Here is an 18,802-nt window from a genome sequence, read left to right on the forward strand (position 1 = left end):
GTCAGACGATGCGGACTTTCAGGGAGCGGCCCTTGATCTTGCCGCTATTCAAGCGCTGCATGGCCTGCTTGGCCAGTGCCCGCTCAACTGCCACAAATGCCTGGAAATCAAAGATCGCGATCTTGCCCACCTGCTTGCCGGGGATGCCGGCATCACCGGTCAGCGCACCGAGGATATCGCCCGGGCGCAGCTTGTCCTTGCGCCCGGCTGCGATGCACAGTGTGCTCATGACCGGCAGCAGTGGCTCGCCGCCTTTGTTCTTGAGGCTGTCCAACAGGTCCCAGCGCAGCGGGCTCTTCTGCAAGGCTTCGATGGCCTGGGCGCGATGGCCTTCGGCAGGCGCAACCAGGCTGACTGCGATACCCTTCTCGCCAGCGCGGCCCGTGCGGCCCACCCGGTGCACGTGGATTTCGGCATCACGCGCCAGTTCCACGTTGATGACCATGTCCAGGCCGTCGATGTCCAGGCCACGGGCGGCCACATCGGTGGCCACCAGCACCGAGCTGCTGCGGTTGGCGAACATGGTCAGCACCTGGTCGCGGTCACGCTGCTCCAGGTCACCGTGCAGCGCCTGGGCCACGATGCCCTTGGCCGTGAGGTGGGCCACCACGTCCTCGCACTGCTGCTTGGTGAAGCAGAACGCCACGCAGGACTGGGGACGATAATGGGCCAGCACACGGGTCACCGCCTCAAGGCGCTGCTCGGGGGCGATTTCGATGAAGCGCTGCTCGATCTGGTTGTCGGTATGCAGGCTCTCGACCCTGACCTGCTGCGGGTCGCGCATGAAATCGGCCGCCAGCTGCTTGATGCTGGAGGGGTAGGTGGCGGAGAACAGCAAGGTCTGGCGGCGCGCTGGGGTCTTGGCGATGATGCTGGCGATGGCATCGAAGAAACCCATGTCGAGCATGCGGTCGGCTTCGTCGAGGATCAGCGTGTTCAGGCCGCCCAAAACCAGCGTGCCCTTGTCCAGGTGCTGCTGGATGCGGCCCGGGGTGCCGACGATGATGTGCGCACCGTGCTCCAGGGAGGCGATCTGAGGGCCCAGCGACACGCCGCCACACAGCGTCAGGATCTTGATGTTGTCTTCGGCACGGGCCAGGCGACGCAGTTCCTTGGCCACCTGGTCGGCGAGCTCGCGCGTGGGGCACAGCACCAGCGCCTGGCAGCCGAAGTACCGAGGGTTGATCGGGTTGAGCAAGCTGATACCAAAGGCGGCGGTCTTGCCGCTCCCGGTCTTGGCCTGGGCGATCAGGTCCTGGCCCTTGAGAATGACCGGCAGGCTCTGGGCCTGGATCGGCGTCATCGAGGTGTAGCCGAGGGCGTCCAGGTTGGCCAGCATGGCGGCGGACAACGGTAAGGTGGCAAAGGCGGTGGAATCGGTGGTCACGAGGCGGGCCTACGGTGCGAAGCGAAAAATGCTGCACAGTCTACCAGCCCCGACGCCATTCGCCCTAAGACTCCACGTGCTCTTCCGGACGACGGGCACGCCTTCCGTCCGTCGGCGCCAGTTGCAGGAAGATGGCCGCCGCCAGCATGGCCATGATGCCAATGGTGAAGAACGTCAGCTGGAACGCACCCAGGGTGGTTTCCACGCCTTCGGCGCTGCCTGCTGCCGTGAAACCGCCCAGCAGCGCACCGGCACAGGCCACCCCGAGGCTCAGCGACAGCTGGGCGACCACCGACAACAAGCTGTTGCCGCTACTGGCGCTGGCATCGTCCAGGTCGATCAGCGTCACCGTGTTCATGGCAGTGAACTGCAGGGAATTCACGGCGCCCAGCAGGCCAAGTTGCACCAGCAGCAGCCAGTACGGGGTCTGCTCGTCCACCAGGCCCAGGCCGGCCAGCAGTACGCCCAGCAGCACCGTATTGCCGGTCAGGATGATGCGATAACCAAGGCGTTCGATCAGCGGCCTGGCCACGGACTTGGCGACCATGGCCGCCGCCGCCAAGGGGATCATGCTCATGCCCGCCTGTGCCGGTGAATAGCCAAGCGCTACCTGCAGCAGCAGCGGTACCAGGAACGGCAGTGCCCCGCTGCCCAGGCGGGCGAACAGGTTGCCCAAGATACCGATGGCGAAGGTACGTACCCGGAACAGGCTGGGAGAGAACAACGGCTCCGGGTCGCGCCCGGCCCGCAGCCAGTAGGCCGCCAGGCAGGCCATGCCGGCGAACAGCAGCAACATGACGCGCAAGTGCGGCAGGTGCAGCTCGCCCAGGCCTTCCATGGCGATAGTGATCAGCACCATCGCGGCGCCGAACAGCAAAAAGCCCGGCCCGTCGAACGTAGTGCGCTCGGCGCCGCGCAGGTCGGGTATGAACTTCCAGACGGCGTAGCAGCCCAGCAGGCCGACCGGCAAGTTGAGCAGGAAGATCCAGTGCCAGCTCAGGATCTCCACCAGCCAGCCACCTACCGTCGGGCCCAGCAATGGCCCGAGCAGACCGGGGATGGTGATGAAACTCATGATGCGCACCAGTTCGGTGCGAGGGTAGGCACGCAGCACCACCAGCCGGCCGACCGGCAGCATCAGCGCCCCGCCGAGCCCCTGCACGATCCGCGCGAAGATCAAAAAGCCCAGGCTGTTGGCCACCGCGCACAGCAACGAACCGAAACTGAACAGCAAGATGGCACTGAAAAAGATGCGCTTGGTGCCGAAGCGGTCGGCGATCCAGCCCGAGGCGGGGATCAGCAAGGCCACGGTGAGCATGTACGAAATGATCACACCCTGCATGCGCAGGGGGTCTTCGGCCAGGGAGCGGGCCATGGCGGGCAGGGCGGTGTTGAGAATGGTGCCGTCCAGCGACTGCATGAAGAAGGCGATCGCCACCACCCATGGCAGCCAGCGGGCGGTGATGGGGTCGAGCGGGGTGCGTTCGGGCATGACGTCCTCGTCTGTCTGTACTGGCCTCTTCACGGCGAACGCCGCGCCTACGGGGCAAGGCAGGCGTGGCGACCGCCATGAAGGGGCCGGCAAATTCCAATCACAATGTCAGCGTCAGCGCTTTGACCAGCGCGCCCGGCAAATGACTCGATCCGGTACTGCGTTGCCCATAGGTACTGGTGGAGAGGATCAGCTCCCGCTCGCACGTCAGCGCCTCCAGTTGGTCGCCCAGCAGGTTGTACAGGCTGTCATCGAAGCGCATCGTGTTGACCGGCCCCTGGATCTGCCCGTCCTGCACCCAGAACGTGGCGAAGCGGGTCAGGCCGGTCATGCGCGCTGCGGGCAGGTCGGAGTAGTTCAAGTACCAGAGGTTACTGATGTAAAGACCGGTGCCGAGCCGCGCCAGGACCTGTTCCCGGGGTAATTGGCCGGGTGCGAGGCTGAGTGCGCAGGGCGACTCGTAGCTGTCGGCACCATTGGCCAACACCCCGAATTCGGCTGCGCTGCGCGCGCAGGCCAGGCGTTGTGCTGGTTTGCCCTGCTCGATCAGCGCCACGTCCAGGCGCGGTGAACCTTCGTCGGAGAACGCCGGGCTCAATGAGCCGCTGACCTGCTCGGTGAAGCTGATCAGTGGGCTGAGTGTGGCATCACCGCTGTACAAACGCTGCAAGGCACTGCTGCCGGTCGCCAGGGCCTGCGCCGAGAAACCGCCCCAGCACAGCATGCCGGCGATTTCGTCCATGGCCGCAGGCGCCAGATAGGCGCGGTAGCTGCCGGGTTGGAGTACCACCGGCGCACGCCCCAAGTGGCCCAACTGCGCCCGAGCCTGGCGCAGGCGAGCGGTAAAGTCGTCGGCGCGCCATACCTGCCCGGCATAGTTGGCCTTGACCGCCTGGCCGCTCTCGTGGAACAGGCTCCAGTCGATGTTGAAGCTATTAGCCTGGTGCCAGCCAAAGGCGCCGAATGAGCTGGCGAAACCGCGCCAGATCGGGCCTGCGGCATAAATGCCGACCAGGTCTAGGTCACCGGCTTCCTGTTCCAGCAGGGCCAGCACCTCATTCAGGTCGGGCAGGGCCTGCGTCTGTTGGCTGTCACTGCGCCAGGCACTGTCATCCAGGCTCAGGTACGGGTCTGCTGCCAGCAGTGGCAGGATCTGGCGCAGTTGCGACAGGGCGTCGAGCAAGCGCTGACGGTCCAGGTGCCTATCACCGCTAAGGGTCAGCTGTTGCTCGGCCTGACGACCGGCGTGGATCAGACGCAGGTGAGCACTGGCCTGGCTTACCTCGCCCGCCTGACGGACCCTGGCGTGGTTCAAGCGCACGAACTGCGACTGTTCGGCGCTCAACCCCAGGGTGTAGTGTTCGCCTGCCTGAAGGGCAGAGCCCAGGGTGTCGATGAGGGATTGGAAGGCCTGTTTCATCATGCATCTCCTCCAAACACGTCGATGGCGCTGAACACGCAAGCCGGCGAGGCGTGGCCGACCCGGATCACCTGGTTGGGCTCGCCCTTGCCGCAATTTGGGGTACCCAGGACCTGGAAGGTGCTGCGGTCGCCGACGGCGGCCAGGTTGCGCCAGAACCGTGCGGAGATGCCGCGGTAGTTGGGGTTCTTCACGATGCCCTTGAGTTCGCCATGTTCGATCAGTTGGCCCCATTCGCAGCCGAACTGGAACTTGTTGCGCGCATCGTCGATGGACCAGGACCGGTTGGTGCGCATCAGGATGCCATGCTCGATTCCTGCGATCAGTTGATCCAGGGACTGATCACCCGGCTCGATGTTCAGGTTGGCCATGCGGTCGATCGGCGCCCGGTTCCAGCCGCAGGCGCGGCTGTTGGCCACGCCGCCCAGACCAGAGCGGAACTGGGAAAGGGCACCGCCCAGCGGGCGCAGCAGCACGCCGTTCTGAATGAGAAATTGCTTGCTGGCCGGCGTGCCATCGTCGTCGTGGCTGTAGCTGGCCAGCTCTTCGCTCAAGGTCGGGTCGAAGGTTACGTTCAGCAGGGAGGAACCATATTGCAACCGGCCAAAGTCGGCGGCTTTGACGAAGCTGGTCCCGGCGTAGTTGCGCTCGTCGCCCAGGATGCGATCCATCTCCAAGGGGTGGCCGATGGACTCGTGGATCTGCAGCATCATCTGGTCAGGCATCAACAACAGGTCGCGCACGCCGCTGGGCGTGTTCGGCGCCTGCAGCAATTGCAGGGCCTGGTCGGCAACCTGCCGGGCAGCGCCCCTCAGGCCGCAGCGCTCGATGATTTCGAAGCCACCCTGCTGACCGAAGTTCTCCCTGCCCAGGCTGCGGCTCTGGCTGTCCTGGCCATCGCTGGCCGTCACCGCCAGGCCAGGGAACAGAAAGCGCTGGGCCTGGCGCAGTTCGGCACCGGCCGAGTTCAGGTACGTCTGCTCCACCAGGCTCATGCCAAGGCTCGCCTGCCAGTCCACCAGGCGTGAGTCCGACGGCACGCTGGCCGATTCTTCGGCGAGCAGGCCAAGGCAGTCGGCAAGGCCCGGCATGGGCTGGTCGAAATGAGGCGAGAGGTAATCGTGACGCCCGGTGGGCACAGGCTGATCGCGCAGGTCCAGCAGGCTGTAGCGGGCAATCTGTCGAGCGAGGTTTTCAGCCTGCTCCAATGCGCGCTGAAGGCCGCTTTGGGACAGATCGGCCGTGGCAGCGTAGGCCTCCACCCCGTTGATGCGCACGGTCAGCATGGCGCCCTCGTCCTGGCTCAAGGCAGGCGGTTCGGCAACGTTACGGCGCACGGACAAGGCCTGGTGCGACTGTCTGACATGGCGCAAGGAAAACAGATCGGCCGTGCTGCGCAGGGCGGCGAAGCGCTGGCGCAGCAGGGTGCTGGAATCGAACATGGACAAGCCTCCGGATACACGGTGGCCCCCTGGAACCACGCGCTGGGCAATGCCAAGGCGGGCCGCGCTACGGGCTCGGGCAATGCCGGGTCATTATGGCAGCCTGCTGATGTGCTGGTCAGGCATTAACGGTCGTTTGCGTTGCTGCGAACCCTTAGTCGGCTTCTTTTTGTATGGCAGCCTTGAGCAGTGCGTGCAAGTGCACTGCCACAGGGTGCGCGGTGTCCGTCAACAGGTAGATGCCGTGCGGGGGAAGCGCCGGCAGATCCTGGTCTTGCAAAAAGACGAGCGCGTCGTCGGCTTCGAGCGCCTCGATGATGCCAACTGCCAGGCCACTTTTGACGCAGGCCAGTACCGCATGCCAGTTGGCACTTTCCAGCAGGATACGGTACGCGATGCCTTTGGCTTTCAATGCCTGGAGCGCTGCCTCCCGGTATGGACAGTCCTTTAATTGCAATGCCAGGGGTAGCGGGCGGCTGTCATCGCGGATGAAGCCCTTCGCGGCAGCCCAACGGAGCTCTGTGGAGCGCAGCCAGTCACCCTGCTGGATCTGCTCGCTGCTGACCGCCACGGCCAGGTCCAGCTGCTGCCTGGCAAACAAGTCCAGCAACTGCGCGCTGGAGCACGCCACAGCTTCCAGCTCCATCTTCGGATTACTGGCAACGAACACCGGCAGACACTCACTCATGAGCGTGGCGGCATAGCCGTCCGGTACTCCTAGACGGACTTTGCCGGTCAGCTGCCGGGGAGACAGCGTCGCCAGCAGCTTGTCGTGGGCGATCAGAAAGCGTGTCGCCTCGCCCAGCAGATGCCGGCCTGCGGGCGTGAGCGCCACTGCCTGGTTGCTACGCGCAAACAGCTGTTGGCCAACCTGCTCTTCGAGCTTTTGTATCTGCGTGGTCACCGCTGAAGGGCTGCGATGGACATAGTCTGCCGCTGCGTTGAAACGACCGAGTCGAGCCACGGCCTGGAAAGTTCTCAACACATTGATATCTAGACCTTTGCCCATGAAACCACCTGATTTGGCTGGATCGAATCAGCACTTCGATTTAATCAACTGTACAGGCTTTATAGCCCCTCTTAACGTGAGGTCAAAGCGTGCGCCACTGCCGAAATGCAAAGGAATGATACGGATGAGCCTGAACGACTTTGTTGTAGACGCTCTTGTGCATACCCCTTCCTATCAACGGGCACGGTTATGGTCCGTCGAAAACCACGAGAAATACTCAACCCTCGCGCCGCCTGAACAGGGCACTCAAGACACCTACCGCTTCAACCAAGAGATATTTTTGCTCATGCGCGCCCTCAACGAGCAGGGCTTGAATGAACCTGGCTTGTGCGCCGATGCGCAAGGCAGGGGACCACTGCGCAGCGTTATTGGTGATGTAGCACAACGACTGGCTGCTCTAGGCCGCGACCGCAGTGCTCACTACGTTGAACTAGGGCCGGAACCGGTCAAGAGTGCTTGTTTGCTCAAGCATATGGCTGACACCTGTACGGCCGTTCGCTACACCGCCATCGACATCAATCAGACTTCCGAACCGGCCATGAGGGATGCCCTGGGTCCGATCCTGAGCGCCCAGGGCAGCTTCAACTATATCGCTGCCGACTATCGCACCGTGACCCGCGAAGCGTTGCATCCTGATGAGGACATCACACTGATTACCTTGCTGGGCTTCCAGGAAGGCAATGAATGGCCGGTCAGTACGGGCAGACTGATTCGTACATTGGCCGGCAAAGGGACCTACGTTCTTTCTGAAATGCAGGTATACGAGCCTGGCCTGGAGCAAACCATTCTCGGTTTCTACGCCAATGCCAATATGGTTCAGTTCTCCCGTTTGGTTGCCCTGCAACAAGGTTTCTGCCCCATGGCTGAGCATGAAGCCTTGCTGGTGCCCCTGCGCATACTCGACGAAACCGTTTATGTGGCAGTCACCTTGCAGCCTGTCCTACACGGGCAAACAGAGGGGTTCCTGTTGACCAACATCTGTCTGAAATTCACCCCGGAGCAGTTTCGCCGCACCCGGGCTCGGCATTGCAACTGCAGGGTGGTCGATGAATTTGCCAGCGGTGATGGTTCGGTGCGCTATCAGATCGCTGAATACCTCCAATAGCGTGATCAAACGGAGATAGACGTCATGAGCCATTCGAATACCTTGCCCTTGTTCGAACGCGGCCTGGGCCGAATCAAGCTGGCGCTCAAGTCGACCTTCAAGGGCGCGCCTCGGCCATCAACGGCCTGTTCTGACGGTCACGCTTGCTGGCGGGACGATCTGCTGCAGCCAGTGGGGCCTGCTATTGCAGACATCCGTACGCTGGGCGAACTGGGATACAGCCAGAGCCCACATGCGAGCTTGGCCGTTGATACGATCACAGGGGTTGCGGCGGTTCATCGGCTGTTCACACCTGAGTGCGTCACCATTTTGCAAGACATCTGCGCACGCCTTGAGCACGTGGCAGGTGACAGTGACTGGATCATTTCCCGGCGCACGCGGGGGGTGACGGCACGCTCGCCGTTTATCAACGACATGATGAGCAGCCGTGCATTTCTGTTGGCTGTCTCGCGCATCGCGGGCGTGCCACTGGTGCCTTATCCGATGCTCAATGCCCGCTCGCAGGTCAACTATTACTACCCGAAACCGCCCGAGCAACAGCAGCAAAGGGGCATGTGGCACACCGACGGCACGAACTATGTGTTGAACATCGTGTTAACGGGACCGGCCAGTTATACCGGCGGCGAATTCCTGTATCACAATGGCACAGTCGATACGTTCGACGCCTTGGACTACCGGACCTTCGAAACGGCGCATCTGAACGCATCGGGCGATGCGCTGTTCATCTTCGGCAGTCGGTTGTTCCACGGTGTGCGACCGGTACTCAGTGGGCGACGAATGTCGCTCGTGTTGTCCTTTCATTGCCCTTACTTCAACGACGATTCCAACCGCTTCTGGCACTTGGCGTCGGATGACGGCATCCCTCGAACACTCCCCAATTGGTTAGCCTTGCGATGGGCGCTCCATCGATCGGCAGCCCGTCACTACGCCAGGCTGGGTATCGAACCCATCACCTTCGAAGAATTACGTCAGACAGGGGCGTGACCATGCCTTCGAGTGCGCTCTACATGCTGGTCTTGCAAGTTGTCTTTGTCCTGTCCTGGAGTTCCGGTTTCATTGGCGCACGGCTCGGCACGCAGGATGCAGGCGCGGTGAACTTGCTGCTCTGGCGCTTCCTGTTGGTCAGTTGCTGTCTGTTGCCGTTTGTATGGCATCGATTACGCAACCTGTCCTGGGCGCAAGTTCGCTACAACGCGGTCATCGGATTCCTGGCCCAGTTCGCGTACTTGATAAGTGTCTACATTGCCATACGCGGTGGCTTGCCGGCGGGGATAGCCGCAATCATTTGCGCGCTGCAGCCCCTGATCACGGCGGCGATGGGCAGCGCGGATCAGCAGGAGCGAAGCGGCAGGCAGGAGTGGCTTGGGCTGGTACTTGGGTTTGCCGGTGTCAGTGTGGTGATTCTTGGTGAGTACCGCCTGTCTTCCACCCGGCTCGAACCCTGGCTGTATGCGCTGCCGCTGATTGCCGCGATCACGTTATCGATTGCCACCGTCTACCAACGGCGACAGTCGGTCATGGGCACGGATCACAGTAAAGAAGGCTTGTTGATGCCGCTCTTCCTGCAATCGAGCGCGACGCTGGTACTGCTCAGCGTCACGGGAGTGCCGTTGCGCCTGATTGAGCTGCCCGGCAGCGCTCAGGTCTGGGTGGCGGTGGCGTGGTTGACGTTGTTTTCGACCTTCATCGCCTACCTGAGCCTGTGGATACTTTTGACCAAACTGTCTGCCACACGGGTATCCGCGTTGGTTTACCTGGAACCCCCTGTAACGCTCATTTGGGCGGCGTTGATGTTCGGCGATGCCATTCACTGGACGACCTATCTGGGTATCGCGATAGTCGCCACAGGCATTGCCATCACCCGCACCGCTCGACGTGTGCGGTCGTCAGGGGAGTGCCCGCAACGATGAGCGAGTTTGGGCCACCTTCTAGAACCACCCTGGTTGCATGTTCAAGCTGGTGTCATCGCGCGCCTCGAGCAAAGCCAGGTCTGCATGGCAGCCCGGTATTTCGCAGGTAAGGAAATACCGGGCTGCCTGCAGCTTGCCAAGGTAGAAGTCGCGGTCAGTGGCGCCGCACTCAAGCAGACCGAGTTCGGCATGAATCGCCTGTTGCAGCCAGCGCCAGCCAATCACGCAATGGCCGAAGACCTTGAGGTACAGGGTCGAGTTGGCCAGGGCGCCGGCAACCTTGCCTTGGGCCAGGTCGCCGAGCAGGGCCAGGGTGACACCTTGCAAGCGGTTGACCAGCTGCTCCAGGGGATGGCGCAGCGGGTCGAGGTTGGGATGATGGCTGGCCCGCTCGCCAGTGACAGCGATCAGGCGCATCAAGTGTTTGAGCCCGGCCCCCCCGTTCTGGGCCAACTTGCGGCCCAGCAGATCGAGCGATTGGATGCCCTCGGTCCCTTCGTGGATGGGGTTCAGGCGGTTGTCACGGTAATACTGCTCGACCGGGTACTCCCGGGTATAGCCGTGCCCACCGAGAATCTGGATGGCCAGTTCGTTCGCTTTCAGGCAATACGCCGAGGGCCAGGATTTGACGATGGGCGTCAACAGGTCGAGCAACGCTTGGGCCTGCTGGCGAGTGTTTTCATCGGGTGCGGTGTGGGTGTCGTCGAACAGCCGCGCCGCATACAAGCCCAGGTCGAAAGCGCCTTCCACATAGGCCTTTTGTGCAAGCAGCATCCTTTTGACATCGGTGTGCTCGATGATCGGGATGGCCGGGCTTTGCGGGTCCTTGTTGTCGGCTGATCGGCCCTGTGGGCGCTGACGCGCATAGTCCAGCGAGTACAGGTAACCGGCGTAACCGAGCATCACCGCGCCCATGCCGACGCCGATGCGTGCTTCGTTCATCATTTGGAACATGCAGGCCAGGCCCTGGTGTGGCTGGCCGATCAGATAGCCCACGCACTGGCCGTTGTCGCCGAAGTTCAGCGCAGTGGACGTGGTGCCGCGCCAGCCCATCTTGTGAAACAGCCCCGCAAGCGCTACGTCGTTGCGCGAGCCCCGGCTACCGTCGGGTCCGACCAGGTACTTGGGCACGATGAACAGCGAGATGCCTTTGACCCCCGGTGGGGCGTCCGGCAGTTTGGCCAGGACCATGTGCACGATGTTTTCCGACAGCTCATGGTCACCGCCGGAAATAAAAATCTTGTTGCCCCTGAGCCGGTAGCTGCCGTCACCGGCAGGTTCTGCGCGGGTGCGGATATCGGCCAGCGAAGACCCTGCGTGGGGTTCGGTCAGCGCCATGGTGCCGAAGTAGCGGCCCTCGATCATCGGCTGCAGGTACAGGCGCTTTTGTTCTTCGCTTCCGAAGCTCTCGATCAGGTTGGCCGCGCCCATGGTCAGGAACGGGTAGGCGGTGGTGCCGGCGTTCGCAGCCTGGAAATGCGCAAAGCAGGCTTGTGACACCAGGCTGGGCAACTGCATGCCTCCGACCTCGAAGTCGCGGTTGGCGTTGAGGAACCCGGCTTCAAGAAAGGCATCGACGGCAGGCTTGACCTCTGGGATCAGCTCAGCGCGGCCGTCTACATAGCGCGGCTCGTTTTCGTCAGCTTTGCGGTTGTGGGGCGCGAAGTATTTTTCGGCGATGGTGCGCGCAGTGGTCAGCGCAGCGTCGAAGGTTTCACGGCTGTGCTCGGCAAAGCGAGGGCGCTGTATGAGGCTTTCGGCGTCGAGGACTTCATAGAGTTCGAATGCCAGGTTTCGGGTGCTAAGCAAGGTCTCGGGCATGACGGCGGTCCTGGGGCACAATGCTGCGAGTGTAGAAGCGGGTTGGATGGCGAGGACAGGTTAATAGGTCTGGGTGATATGGCGTGAGAAAAGTAAAGCCCGTGGTGCCGCAAGCCACTTGCGATACCACGGGTCACACCACCGCTATTGGACGGGCGCCGCTGCTTAGCCAGGTTGTCACTGCGGCAAGATGGCGACCATAAAAAAGGGAGAGCCCGAGCTCTCCCTTTTCTTCGACCTTCAGCGTTAGCCGATGGTCATCAAGCTGGCGTTACCCCCAGCCGCCGCAGTGTTCACACTCACCGCACGCTCGATGACCAAGCGCTCCAGTGCAATCTGATGATCGCCGCTGGACAAGCCGTGTACCCCGACGATGGCACCGGCACGCTTGGCCACCTGCTGGCAGACGCTGCGCAGCTGGTCCGAATCGCCGTGATGGATCACGGCATCGAACGCCACTTCGTCCTTGTTCCAGTCGGGTACCAGCTTCACCTTGGCCTGCAAGTCACGGGGCAGTCGGGCGCGCAGGGCCTTGCCCGGTTCGCCGTCGGCCCACACCGCCGAGCTGCCTACCGCGAGCACCGCAGCGAACTGCGCCAGCAGGTCGGCTTCGTTGTCAGCCAGGCACAGCACGTGTTCGCGCGGCAGGATGGTGTAGGTGTTGCGCTCGCCGGTCGGGCCTGGCAGCAGACGGGCGATACCGCTCTGCGACTGGCTGGCGAACTGGCTGCACAGCACGGCAAGGTCGGACAGCTGATTGCTCTCGGCCCACGCCTTCAGCGCGTGGAGCGGCTTGACCAACTGCTCGTGCAGTGCGCGGTCTGGCTTGGCTTCGCCGTCCTGGTGCTGGAAGTGGCTGCCGATGGCGTCCGCCGGGTGGGTCGACAGCAGGCGGTACAGGTACAGCGGACCGCCGGCTTTCGGGCCAGTGCCCGACAGGCCTTCGCCACCGAACGGCTGTACACCTACGACGGCGCCGACGATGTTGCGGTTGACGTACATGTTGCCGGCATGGGCCGACTCGACCACCTTGGCGATGGTTTCGTCGATACGCGTGTGCACACCCAGGGTCAGGCCGTACCCCGAATTGTTGATCTGCTCGATCAACTGGTCCAGGTTGCGGCGGTTGTAGCGCACCACGTGCAGGACGGGGCCGAAGATCTCGCGCTTGAGCTCGTCGAGGCTGTCCAGTTCGATCAGGGTTGGCATCACGAAGGTGCCACGCTTGATCTCGGCACTGTCGGCAATCGCCACCTGATAGACCGAGCGGCCTTTCTCGCGCATGCCCTGGATGTGCTTCTCGATGCCAGCCTTGGCTTCAGCGTCGATCACCGGGCCGATGTCCACGGCCAGCCGGTCCGGGCAACCGAGCCGGCTTTCGGCCATGGCGCCCTTGAGCATCTCGATCACGCGGTCGGCGGAGTCTTCCTGCAGGCACAGTACGCGCAGGGCGGAGCAACGCTGGCCGGCACTGTCGAAGGCCGAGGACACGACATCGATCACCACCTGCTCGGTCAGGGCCGAGGAGTCGACGATCATCGCGTTCTGGCCGCCGGTTTCGGCGATCAGTGGCACTGGGCGACCCTGGTTATCCAGGCGACCCGCCACGTTGCGTTGCAACAGGCGCGCCACTTCGGTGGAACCTGTGAACATCACGCCTTTGACGCGCTCGTCACCCACCAGCCCAGCACCGACGGTTTCGCCGCGGCCCGGCAGCAGTTGCAGGACACCTTCCGGAATGCCGGCTTCGAGCAGCAGGCGCACCGCCTGGGCGGCGATCAGCGGGGTTTGCTCGGCAGGCTTGGCCAGTACCGGGTTGCCGGCGGCCAAGGCTGCGGCTACCTGGCCGGTGAAGATCGCCAGCGGGAAGTTCCAAGGGCTGATGCACACCACAGGGCCCAATGGGCGGTGGGCATCGTTGCTCAGGTCGTTGCGCGCCTGGACGGCGTAGTAGCGCAGGAAGTCGACGGCTTCGCGCACTTCGGCGATGGCGTTGGCGAAGGTCTTGCCGGCTTCGCGGATCAACAGACCCATCAGGGGCTGGATCTCGGCTTCCATCAGGTCGGCCGTGCGTTCCAGGATGGCGGCGCGCTCGGCTGGCGGGGTGGCCTGCCAGATGGGCGCTGCGTTGAGTGCGCACTGGATGGCATTGTCGACGTCTGCAACGGTCGCTTCCTGAACGTGGCCGACCACATCGCGGTGATCGGCAGGGTTCAGAACCGGCGTTGCCGCACTGTCACTGGCGGTGCAGGCCAGCAGCGGGCCGGCTTTCCAGTCGTTGTTGGCGGTGGCCAGCATGGCGCAGGACAGCGAAGCCAGGCGGTGCTCGTTGGCCATGTCGATGCCGGCGGAGTTGGCCCGCTCGGTGCCGTACAGGTCACGCGGCAGTGGAATGCGGGGGTGTGGCAAGCCGATGCGGCCTTCCTGGGTACCCATGCGCTCGATGCTGGTGACCGGGTCGGCGACCAGTTCCTGGATGGAAATGGATTGGTCGGCGATGCGGTTGACGAACGAGGTGTTCGCGCCGTTTTCCAGCAGGCGACGAACCAGGTAGGCCAGCAGGGTTTCATGGGTGCCGACCGGTGCATATACGCGGCAAGGGCGGTTCAGCTTGCCATCGGCGATCTTGCCGACCACCTGTTCGTACAGCGGCTCACCCATGCCGTGCAGGCACTGGAACTCGTACTGACCGGGGTAGTAGTTCTGCCCGGCGATCTGATAGATGGCCGACAGGGTATGGGCGTTGTGCGTGGCGAACTGCGGGTAGATGGCCTCGGGTACGGCCAGCAGCTTGCGGGCGCAGGCGACGTAGGACACGTCGGTGTAGACCTTGCGCGTGTAGACCGGGTAGCCCTCCAGGCCTTCGACTTGGGCACGCTTGATCTCGCTGTCCCAGTAGGCGCCTTTTACCAGGCGGATCATCAGGCGGTGGCGGCTGCGCTTGGCCAGGTCGATCACGTAGTCGATCACATACGGGCAGCGCTTCTGGTACGCCTGGATGACGAAACCGATACCGTTCCAGCCGGCCAGTGCGGGCTCGAAGCACAGGCGCTCGAGCAGGTCGAGGGACAGCTCAAGGCGGTCGGCTTCCTCGGCATCGATGTTCAGGCCGATGTCGTATTGCTTGGCCAGCAGGGTCAGGGACAGCAGGCGCGGGTACAGCTCTTCCATCACCCGCTCGTACTGGGCACGGCTGTAGCGTGGGTGCAGGGCCGAGAGCTTGATCGAGATGCCCGGGCCTTCATAGATGCCGCGGCCGTTGGATGCCTTGCCGATCGAGTGGATGGCTTGCTCATAGGATGCCAGGTACTTCTGGGCATCGTGCTCGGTGAGTGCCGCTTCACCGAGCATGTCATAGGAATAACGGAAGCCCTTGGACTCGAAACGCGTGGCGTTGGCCAGTGCTTCGGCAATGGTTTCGCCCGTGACGAACTGCTCGCCCATCAGGCGCATGGCCATGTCCACGCCCTTGCGGATCATCGGCTCGCCGCTCTTGCCGATGATGCGGGTCAGCGAGGAGGTCAGGCCCGATTCGTTGTGGGTGCTTACCAGCCTGCCCGTTAGCAACAGGCCCCAGGTGGCGGCATTGACGAACAGCGACGGGCTGTTGCCCAGGTGCGGCTGCCAGTTGCCGGTGCTGATCTTGTCGCGGATCAGGGCGTCGCGGGTGCCTTTGTCGGGAATGCGCAGCAGCGCTTCGGCCAGGCACATCAGCGCCACGCCTTCCTGCGACGACAACGAGAATTCCTGCAGCAGGCCTTGAACGATGCCGGCCCGGCCCCCGGTGCTCTTCTGGTTGCGCAGCTTCTCGGCGATGCCGGCAGCCATCTTGTTGGCCGCGTCGGCAAGCGGAGCGCTCAGGCGCGCCTGCTCCAGCAGCATCGGCACCATCTCCTGCTCGGGCCGACGGTAGGCGGCGGTAATGGCCGAGCGCAGCACCGACTGCGGCAGGATGCTTTCGGCGAACTCCATGAAGCTCTGGTGACCCTGCTCGGGCTGCACGTCGCCGGCTTCATCGTTCAGGCCGAGGGTCTGGCCATTGATTTCGGTCAGGGTCGCGCCACCCTCGAGCTTCTCCAGGTAGCTGAAGATCGCTTGCTTGATCAACCAGTGCGGCGTGCGGTCCACGGACAGCGCAGCGGCCTTGAGTCGTTCACGGGTAGGGTCGTCGAGTTTGACCCCAAGGGTGGTCGTCGCCATTTCTTATCCTCATTATTGCCACGAGTGTGGCTTAAGCTGGCGACAAGATTATCTTCAGGAAAACGCGGGTGCAACCAGGTGCAACCCTAAAATGTCGTGAATAAGGTGCAACTCGTCAGGCTGTCGTTTTCAGTGAGGGTCAAAGCGTCAGGCGAGGAAGGATTTGTTCTAAAAAAGAGCCTCATCTGCCCCATTAGGGAGCAAAAACGAGGCTTTGTCTGAAAATGCATACTTGGGTGCAACTTCACAGTGAAAAATGGTTGCACCGGATTTACGTTGTTGGATAGCATCTGCCGCCTGGGTGCAACCACCAACGATGTGGGTGCGCATGAGATAACAACAAACGCCAGGGCCAACACATGGGTAATCCCTTAACGATCACATTCGTGGTCTACATCGCAGCAATGGTGCTGATCGGCTTCGCTGCCTACCGCGCCACCAAGAACCTTTCCGACTATATTCTCGGCGGCCGCAGCCTCGGCAGCGTGGTCACCGCATTGTCGGCCGGTGCATCCGACATGAGTGGCTGGCTGCTGATGGGCCTGCCCGGCGCCATCTACTTCGCGGGTCTGTCAGAAGTCTGGATTGCCATCGGCCTTACCGTCGGCGCCTACCTGAACTGGCTGTTCGTCGCCGGGCGCCTGCGCGTGCAGACCGAGCACAACGGCGATGCGCTCACCCTGCCGGACTACTTCTCCAGCCGTTTCGAGGACAAGAGCGGCCTGCTGCGGATCATCTCGGCCATCGTCATCCTGGTGTTCTTCACCATTTATTGCGCCTCTGGCATCGTGGCCGGTGCTCGCCTGTTCGAGAGCACCTTCGGCATGTCTTATGAGACAGCGCTGTGGGCAGGGGCAGCCGCCACCATCATCTACACCTTCGTCGGAGGCTTCCTGGCCGTGAGCTGGACCGACACGGTCCAGGCGTCGCTGATGATCTTCGCGCTGATCCTGACCCCGGTGATCGTGCTGATCTCCACCGGCGGCTTAGACCAGACCTTCGCCGCGATCGAGGCCGTCAACCCGGCCCACTTCGACATGCTCAAGGGCGCCAGCTTCATCGGGATCATTTCGCTGATGGGCTGGGGGCTGGGCTACTTCGGTCAGCCACATATCCTGGCGCGCTTCATGGCGGCCGATTCGGTGAAGTCCATCGCCAAGGCGCGCCGTATTTCCATGACCTGGATGATCCTGTGCCTGGCCGGTACCTGCGCCGTTGGGTTCTTCGGCATCGCCTATTTCTCGGCCCACCCTGAGGTGGCCGGGCCGGTGAACGAAAACCACGAGCGCGTGTTCATCGAGCTGGCGAAGATCCTGTTCAACCCTTGGGTCGCCGGTGTCCTGCTGTCGGCCATCCTGGCGGCGGTGATGAGTACCCTGAGCTGCCAGCTGCTGGTGTGCTCGAGTGCGCTGACCGAAGACTTCTACAAGGCCTTCCTGCGCAAGAATGCCTCCCAGCGAGAATTGGTGTGGGTCGGTCGTCTGATGGTACTGGCCGTGGCCCTGATCGCCATCGCCATGGCTGCCAACCCTGAAAACCGCGTGCTGGGCCTGGTGGCCTACGCCTGGGCGGGCTTCGGTGCTGCGTTCGGCCCTGTCGTGCTGATCTCGGTGCTGTGGAAGGGCATGACGCGCAATGGCGCGCTGGCCGGTATCGTGGTGGGTGCACTGACCGTGATCCTGTGGAAAAGCTTCGACACCATGGGGCTGTACGAAATCATCCCTGGCTTCCTGTTCGCCAGCATCGCCATCGTCCTGGTGAGCAAGCTGGGCCGTCCTTCGCAGGCGATGGTGAGCCGCTTCGAGACGGCTGATGCGGCGTATCACGCTGACAAGTGACAGCGCCAAGGCGCGCTGCTAGCTGAAAGACGGGCCCGCTCCTGCAGTGTCCGCACGGCCTTCAAGGGTTCGTGCTGCACTGCGGTAGCGGGTTCGTTGTTTTCTGACGACCGTCAGGCCTGACGTCGTTTGCCAGGCAGGGTAAACTTGCGCTCTGCGCAGGAGTTGCCATGAACTATCGTCACGCCTTCCATGCCGGCAACCATGCCGACGTTCTCAAACATATCGTGCTGACCCGCCTCATCGCCCTGATGTCGCGCAAGGAGCAACCGTTCGCCTACCTCGACACCCATGCCGGGCTGGGGCTGTACGACCTCAAGGGTGACCAGGCGAGCCGGACCGGTGAGTACCTCGAGGGGGTCGCGCGGCTGTGGAACCGTGACGACCTGCCGGCCATGACCGCCGATTACCTGCGCGTCATCAAGCGTCTGAACGCAGACGGCGAGCTGCGCTACTACCCAGGTTCACCTGAATTGGCGCGTCGCCTGATGCGTCAGCAGGACCGCGCCTTGCTCAACGAGAAGCACCCGGAGGACGGGCCGCTGCTCAAGGAAAACATGAAGAAGGATCCGCGCGTGTTCGTGCACCTGGGCGAGGGCTGGCACGTGCCGCGCGCCTTGTTGCCCGTGCAGGAAAAACGCGCGGTCATGCTCATCGATCCGCCGTTCGAGCAGGCCGATGAACTCAAGCGTTGCACAGCCGCGATGAAGGAAGCCATTGGTCGGATGCGCCAGACGGTGGCGGCCATCTGGTACCCCATCAAGGACCAGCGCTCGCTGACCCGTTTCTACCAGGACCTTACCAGCACTGGGGCGCCCAAGCTGCTGCGCGTCGAGCTGTATGTGCATCACCAGGACAGCCCGCAAGGCCTCAATGGATCTGGGCTTGCCATCGCCAACCCGCCTTGGGGGCTGGAAGATGAACTCAAGGAGCTGCTGCCCTGGCTCGCCCGGGAGTTGGCGCAGACCGAAGGCAGCTATCGCATGGACTGGCTGATCGCCGAATAAGGCCGCCCCGGCGAGGCTGCTCCACACAGGCCGCGTGACGCCTGAGTGAGTAGCCCCACAGAGCGTGGAGCGGCCTAGTCAGCGATGGGCCGCAAAGTGGCCCCAGGGTTTCAGCTTCGCAGCGCGTAGTGCAGGGGCCGCTTTGCGGCCCATCGCGGCGCTAGGCCGCTT

General features: G+C 62.9%; 12 protein-coding genes. 5 read left to right on the forward strand and 7 right to left on the reverse strand.

Annotation, left to right across the window (positions count from 1 at the left end; genetic code table 11):
- Position 1 precedes the first annotated feature (1 nt).
- The 5 genes from dbpA to PFU01S_RS12280 all read right to left on the reverse strand — a co-directional run bounded on the left by dbpA (position 2) and on the right by PFU01S_RS12280 (position 6,750).
- Positions 2-1,339 (reverse strand): ATP-dependent RNA helicase DbpA, encoded by a 1,338-nt coding sequence (dbpA, locus tag PFU01S_RS12260; RefSeq protein WP_248694599.1) that lies wholly within the window; start codon positions 1,337-1,339, stop codon positions 2-4.
- A 112-nt stretch (positions 1,340-1,451) separates the two neighbouring features.
- Positions 1,452-2,879, reverse strand: a complete 1,428-nt coding sequence (mdtD, locus tag PFU01S_RS12265) for a multidrug transporter subunit MdtD (protein WP_023533030.1) — start codon at positions 2,877-2,879, stop codon at positions 1,452-1,454.
- A 100-nt stretch (positions 2,880-2,979) separates the two neighbouring features.
- Entirely contained in the window at positions 2,980-4,299 is a 1,320-nt protein-coding gene (locus PFU01S_RS12270) for a TldD/PmbA family protein (RefSeq protein ID WP_028687240.1), read from the reverse strand.
- Positions 4,299-5,741, reverse strand: a complete 1,443-nt coding sequence (locus PFU01S_RS12275) for a TldD/PmbA family protein (protein ID WP_028687239.1) — start codon at positions 5,739-5,741, stop codon at positions 4,299-4,301. The genes PFU01S_RS12270 and PFU01S_RS12275 overlap by 1 nt, the downstream gene beginning before the upstream one ends.
- Before the next feature lie 154 nt (positions 5,742-5,895).
- A complete protein-coding gene (locus PFU01S_RS12280) occupies positions 5,896-6,750 on the reverse strand; it encodes a LysR family transcriptional regulator (protein WP_028687238.1) in 855 nt (284 codons plus the stop codon).
- Positions 6,751-6,874: 124 nt separating this feature from the next.
- On the opposite strand from PFU01S_RS12280, the gene PFU01S_RS12285 reads away from it, so the two are divergent.
- The 3 genes from PFU01S_RS12285 to PFU01S_RS12295 are packed head-to-tail and all read left to right on the forward strand — an operon-like array spanning position 6,875 to position 9,765.
- Entirely contained in the window at positions 6,875-7,855 is a 981-nt protein-coding gene (locus PFU01S_RS12285) for a hypothetical protein (RefSeq protein WP_028687237.1), read from the forward strand.
- Between the two features lie 24 nt (positions 7,856-7,879).
- Positions 7,880-8,839: a hypothetical protein gene (locus PFU01S_RS12290; protein ID WP_027913998.1), complete on the forward strand. Its 960-nt coding sequence runs from the start codon at positions 7,880-7,882 to the stop codon at positions 8,837-8,839.
- Between the two features lie 2 nt (positions 8,840-8,841).
- A complete protein-coding gene (locus PFU01S_RS12295; RefSeq protein ID WP_028687236.1) occupies positions 8,842-9,765 on the forward strand; it encodes a DMT family transporter in 924 nt (307 codons plus the stop codon).
- Between the two features lie 18 nt (positions 9,766-9,783).
- On the opposite strand, the gene PFU01S_RS12300 is transcribed toward PFU01S_RS12295, so the two are convergent.
- On the reverse strand, positions 9,784-11,586 hold the full coding sequence (locus tag PFU01S_RS12300; RefSeq protein ID WP_028687235.1) for an acyl-CoA dehydrogenase: 1,803 nt from the start codon (positions 11,584-11,586) through the stop codon (positions 9,784-9,786).
- A 246-nt stretch (positions 11,587-11,832) separates the two neighbouring features.
- Positions 11,833-15,786 (reverse strand): trifunctional transcriptional regulator/proline dehydrogenase/L-glutamate gamma-semialdehyde dehydrogenase, encoded by a 3,954-nt coding sequence (putA, locus tag PFU01S_RS12305; protein ID WP_028687234.1) that lies wholly within the window; start codon positions 15,784-15,786, stop codon positions 11,833-11,835.
- Between the two features lie 359 nt (positions 15,787-16,145).
- Here putA and putP point away from each other — a divergent pair, with 359 nt between their 5' ends.
- Entirely contained in the window at positions 16,146-17,624 is a 1,479-nt protein-coding gene (gene putP / locus PFU01S_RS12310) for a sodium/proline symporter PutP (protein WP_027913994.1), read from the forward strand.
- Between the two features lie 170 nt (positions 17,625-17,794).
- Positions 17,795-18,631 (forward strand): 23S rRNA (adenine(2030)-N(6))-methyltransferase RlmJ, encoded by an 837-nt coding sequence (locus tag PFU01S_RS12315; protein ID WP_027913993.1) that lies wholly within the window; start codon positions 17,795-17,797, stop codon positions 18,629-18,631.
- Positions 18,632-18,802: the final 171 nt, after the last annotated feature.

The sequence above is a fragment of the Pseudomonas fulva NBRC 16637 = DSM 17717 genome (genome assembly GCF_000730565.1).
In the GTDB taxonomy this organism is placed as follows: Bacteria; Pseudomonadota; Gammaproteobacteria; order Pseudomonadales; family Pseudomonadaceae; genus Aquipseudomonas; species Aquipseudomonas fulva.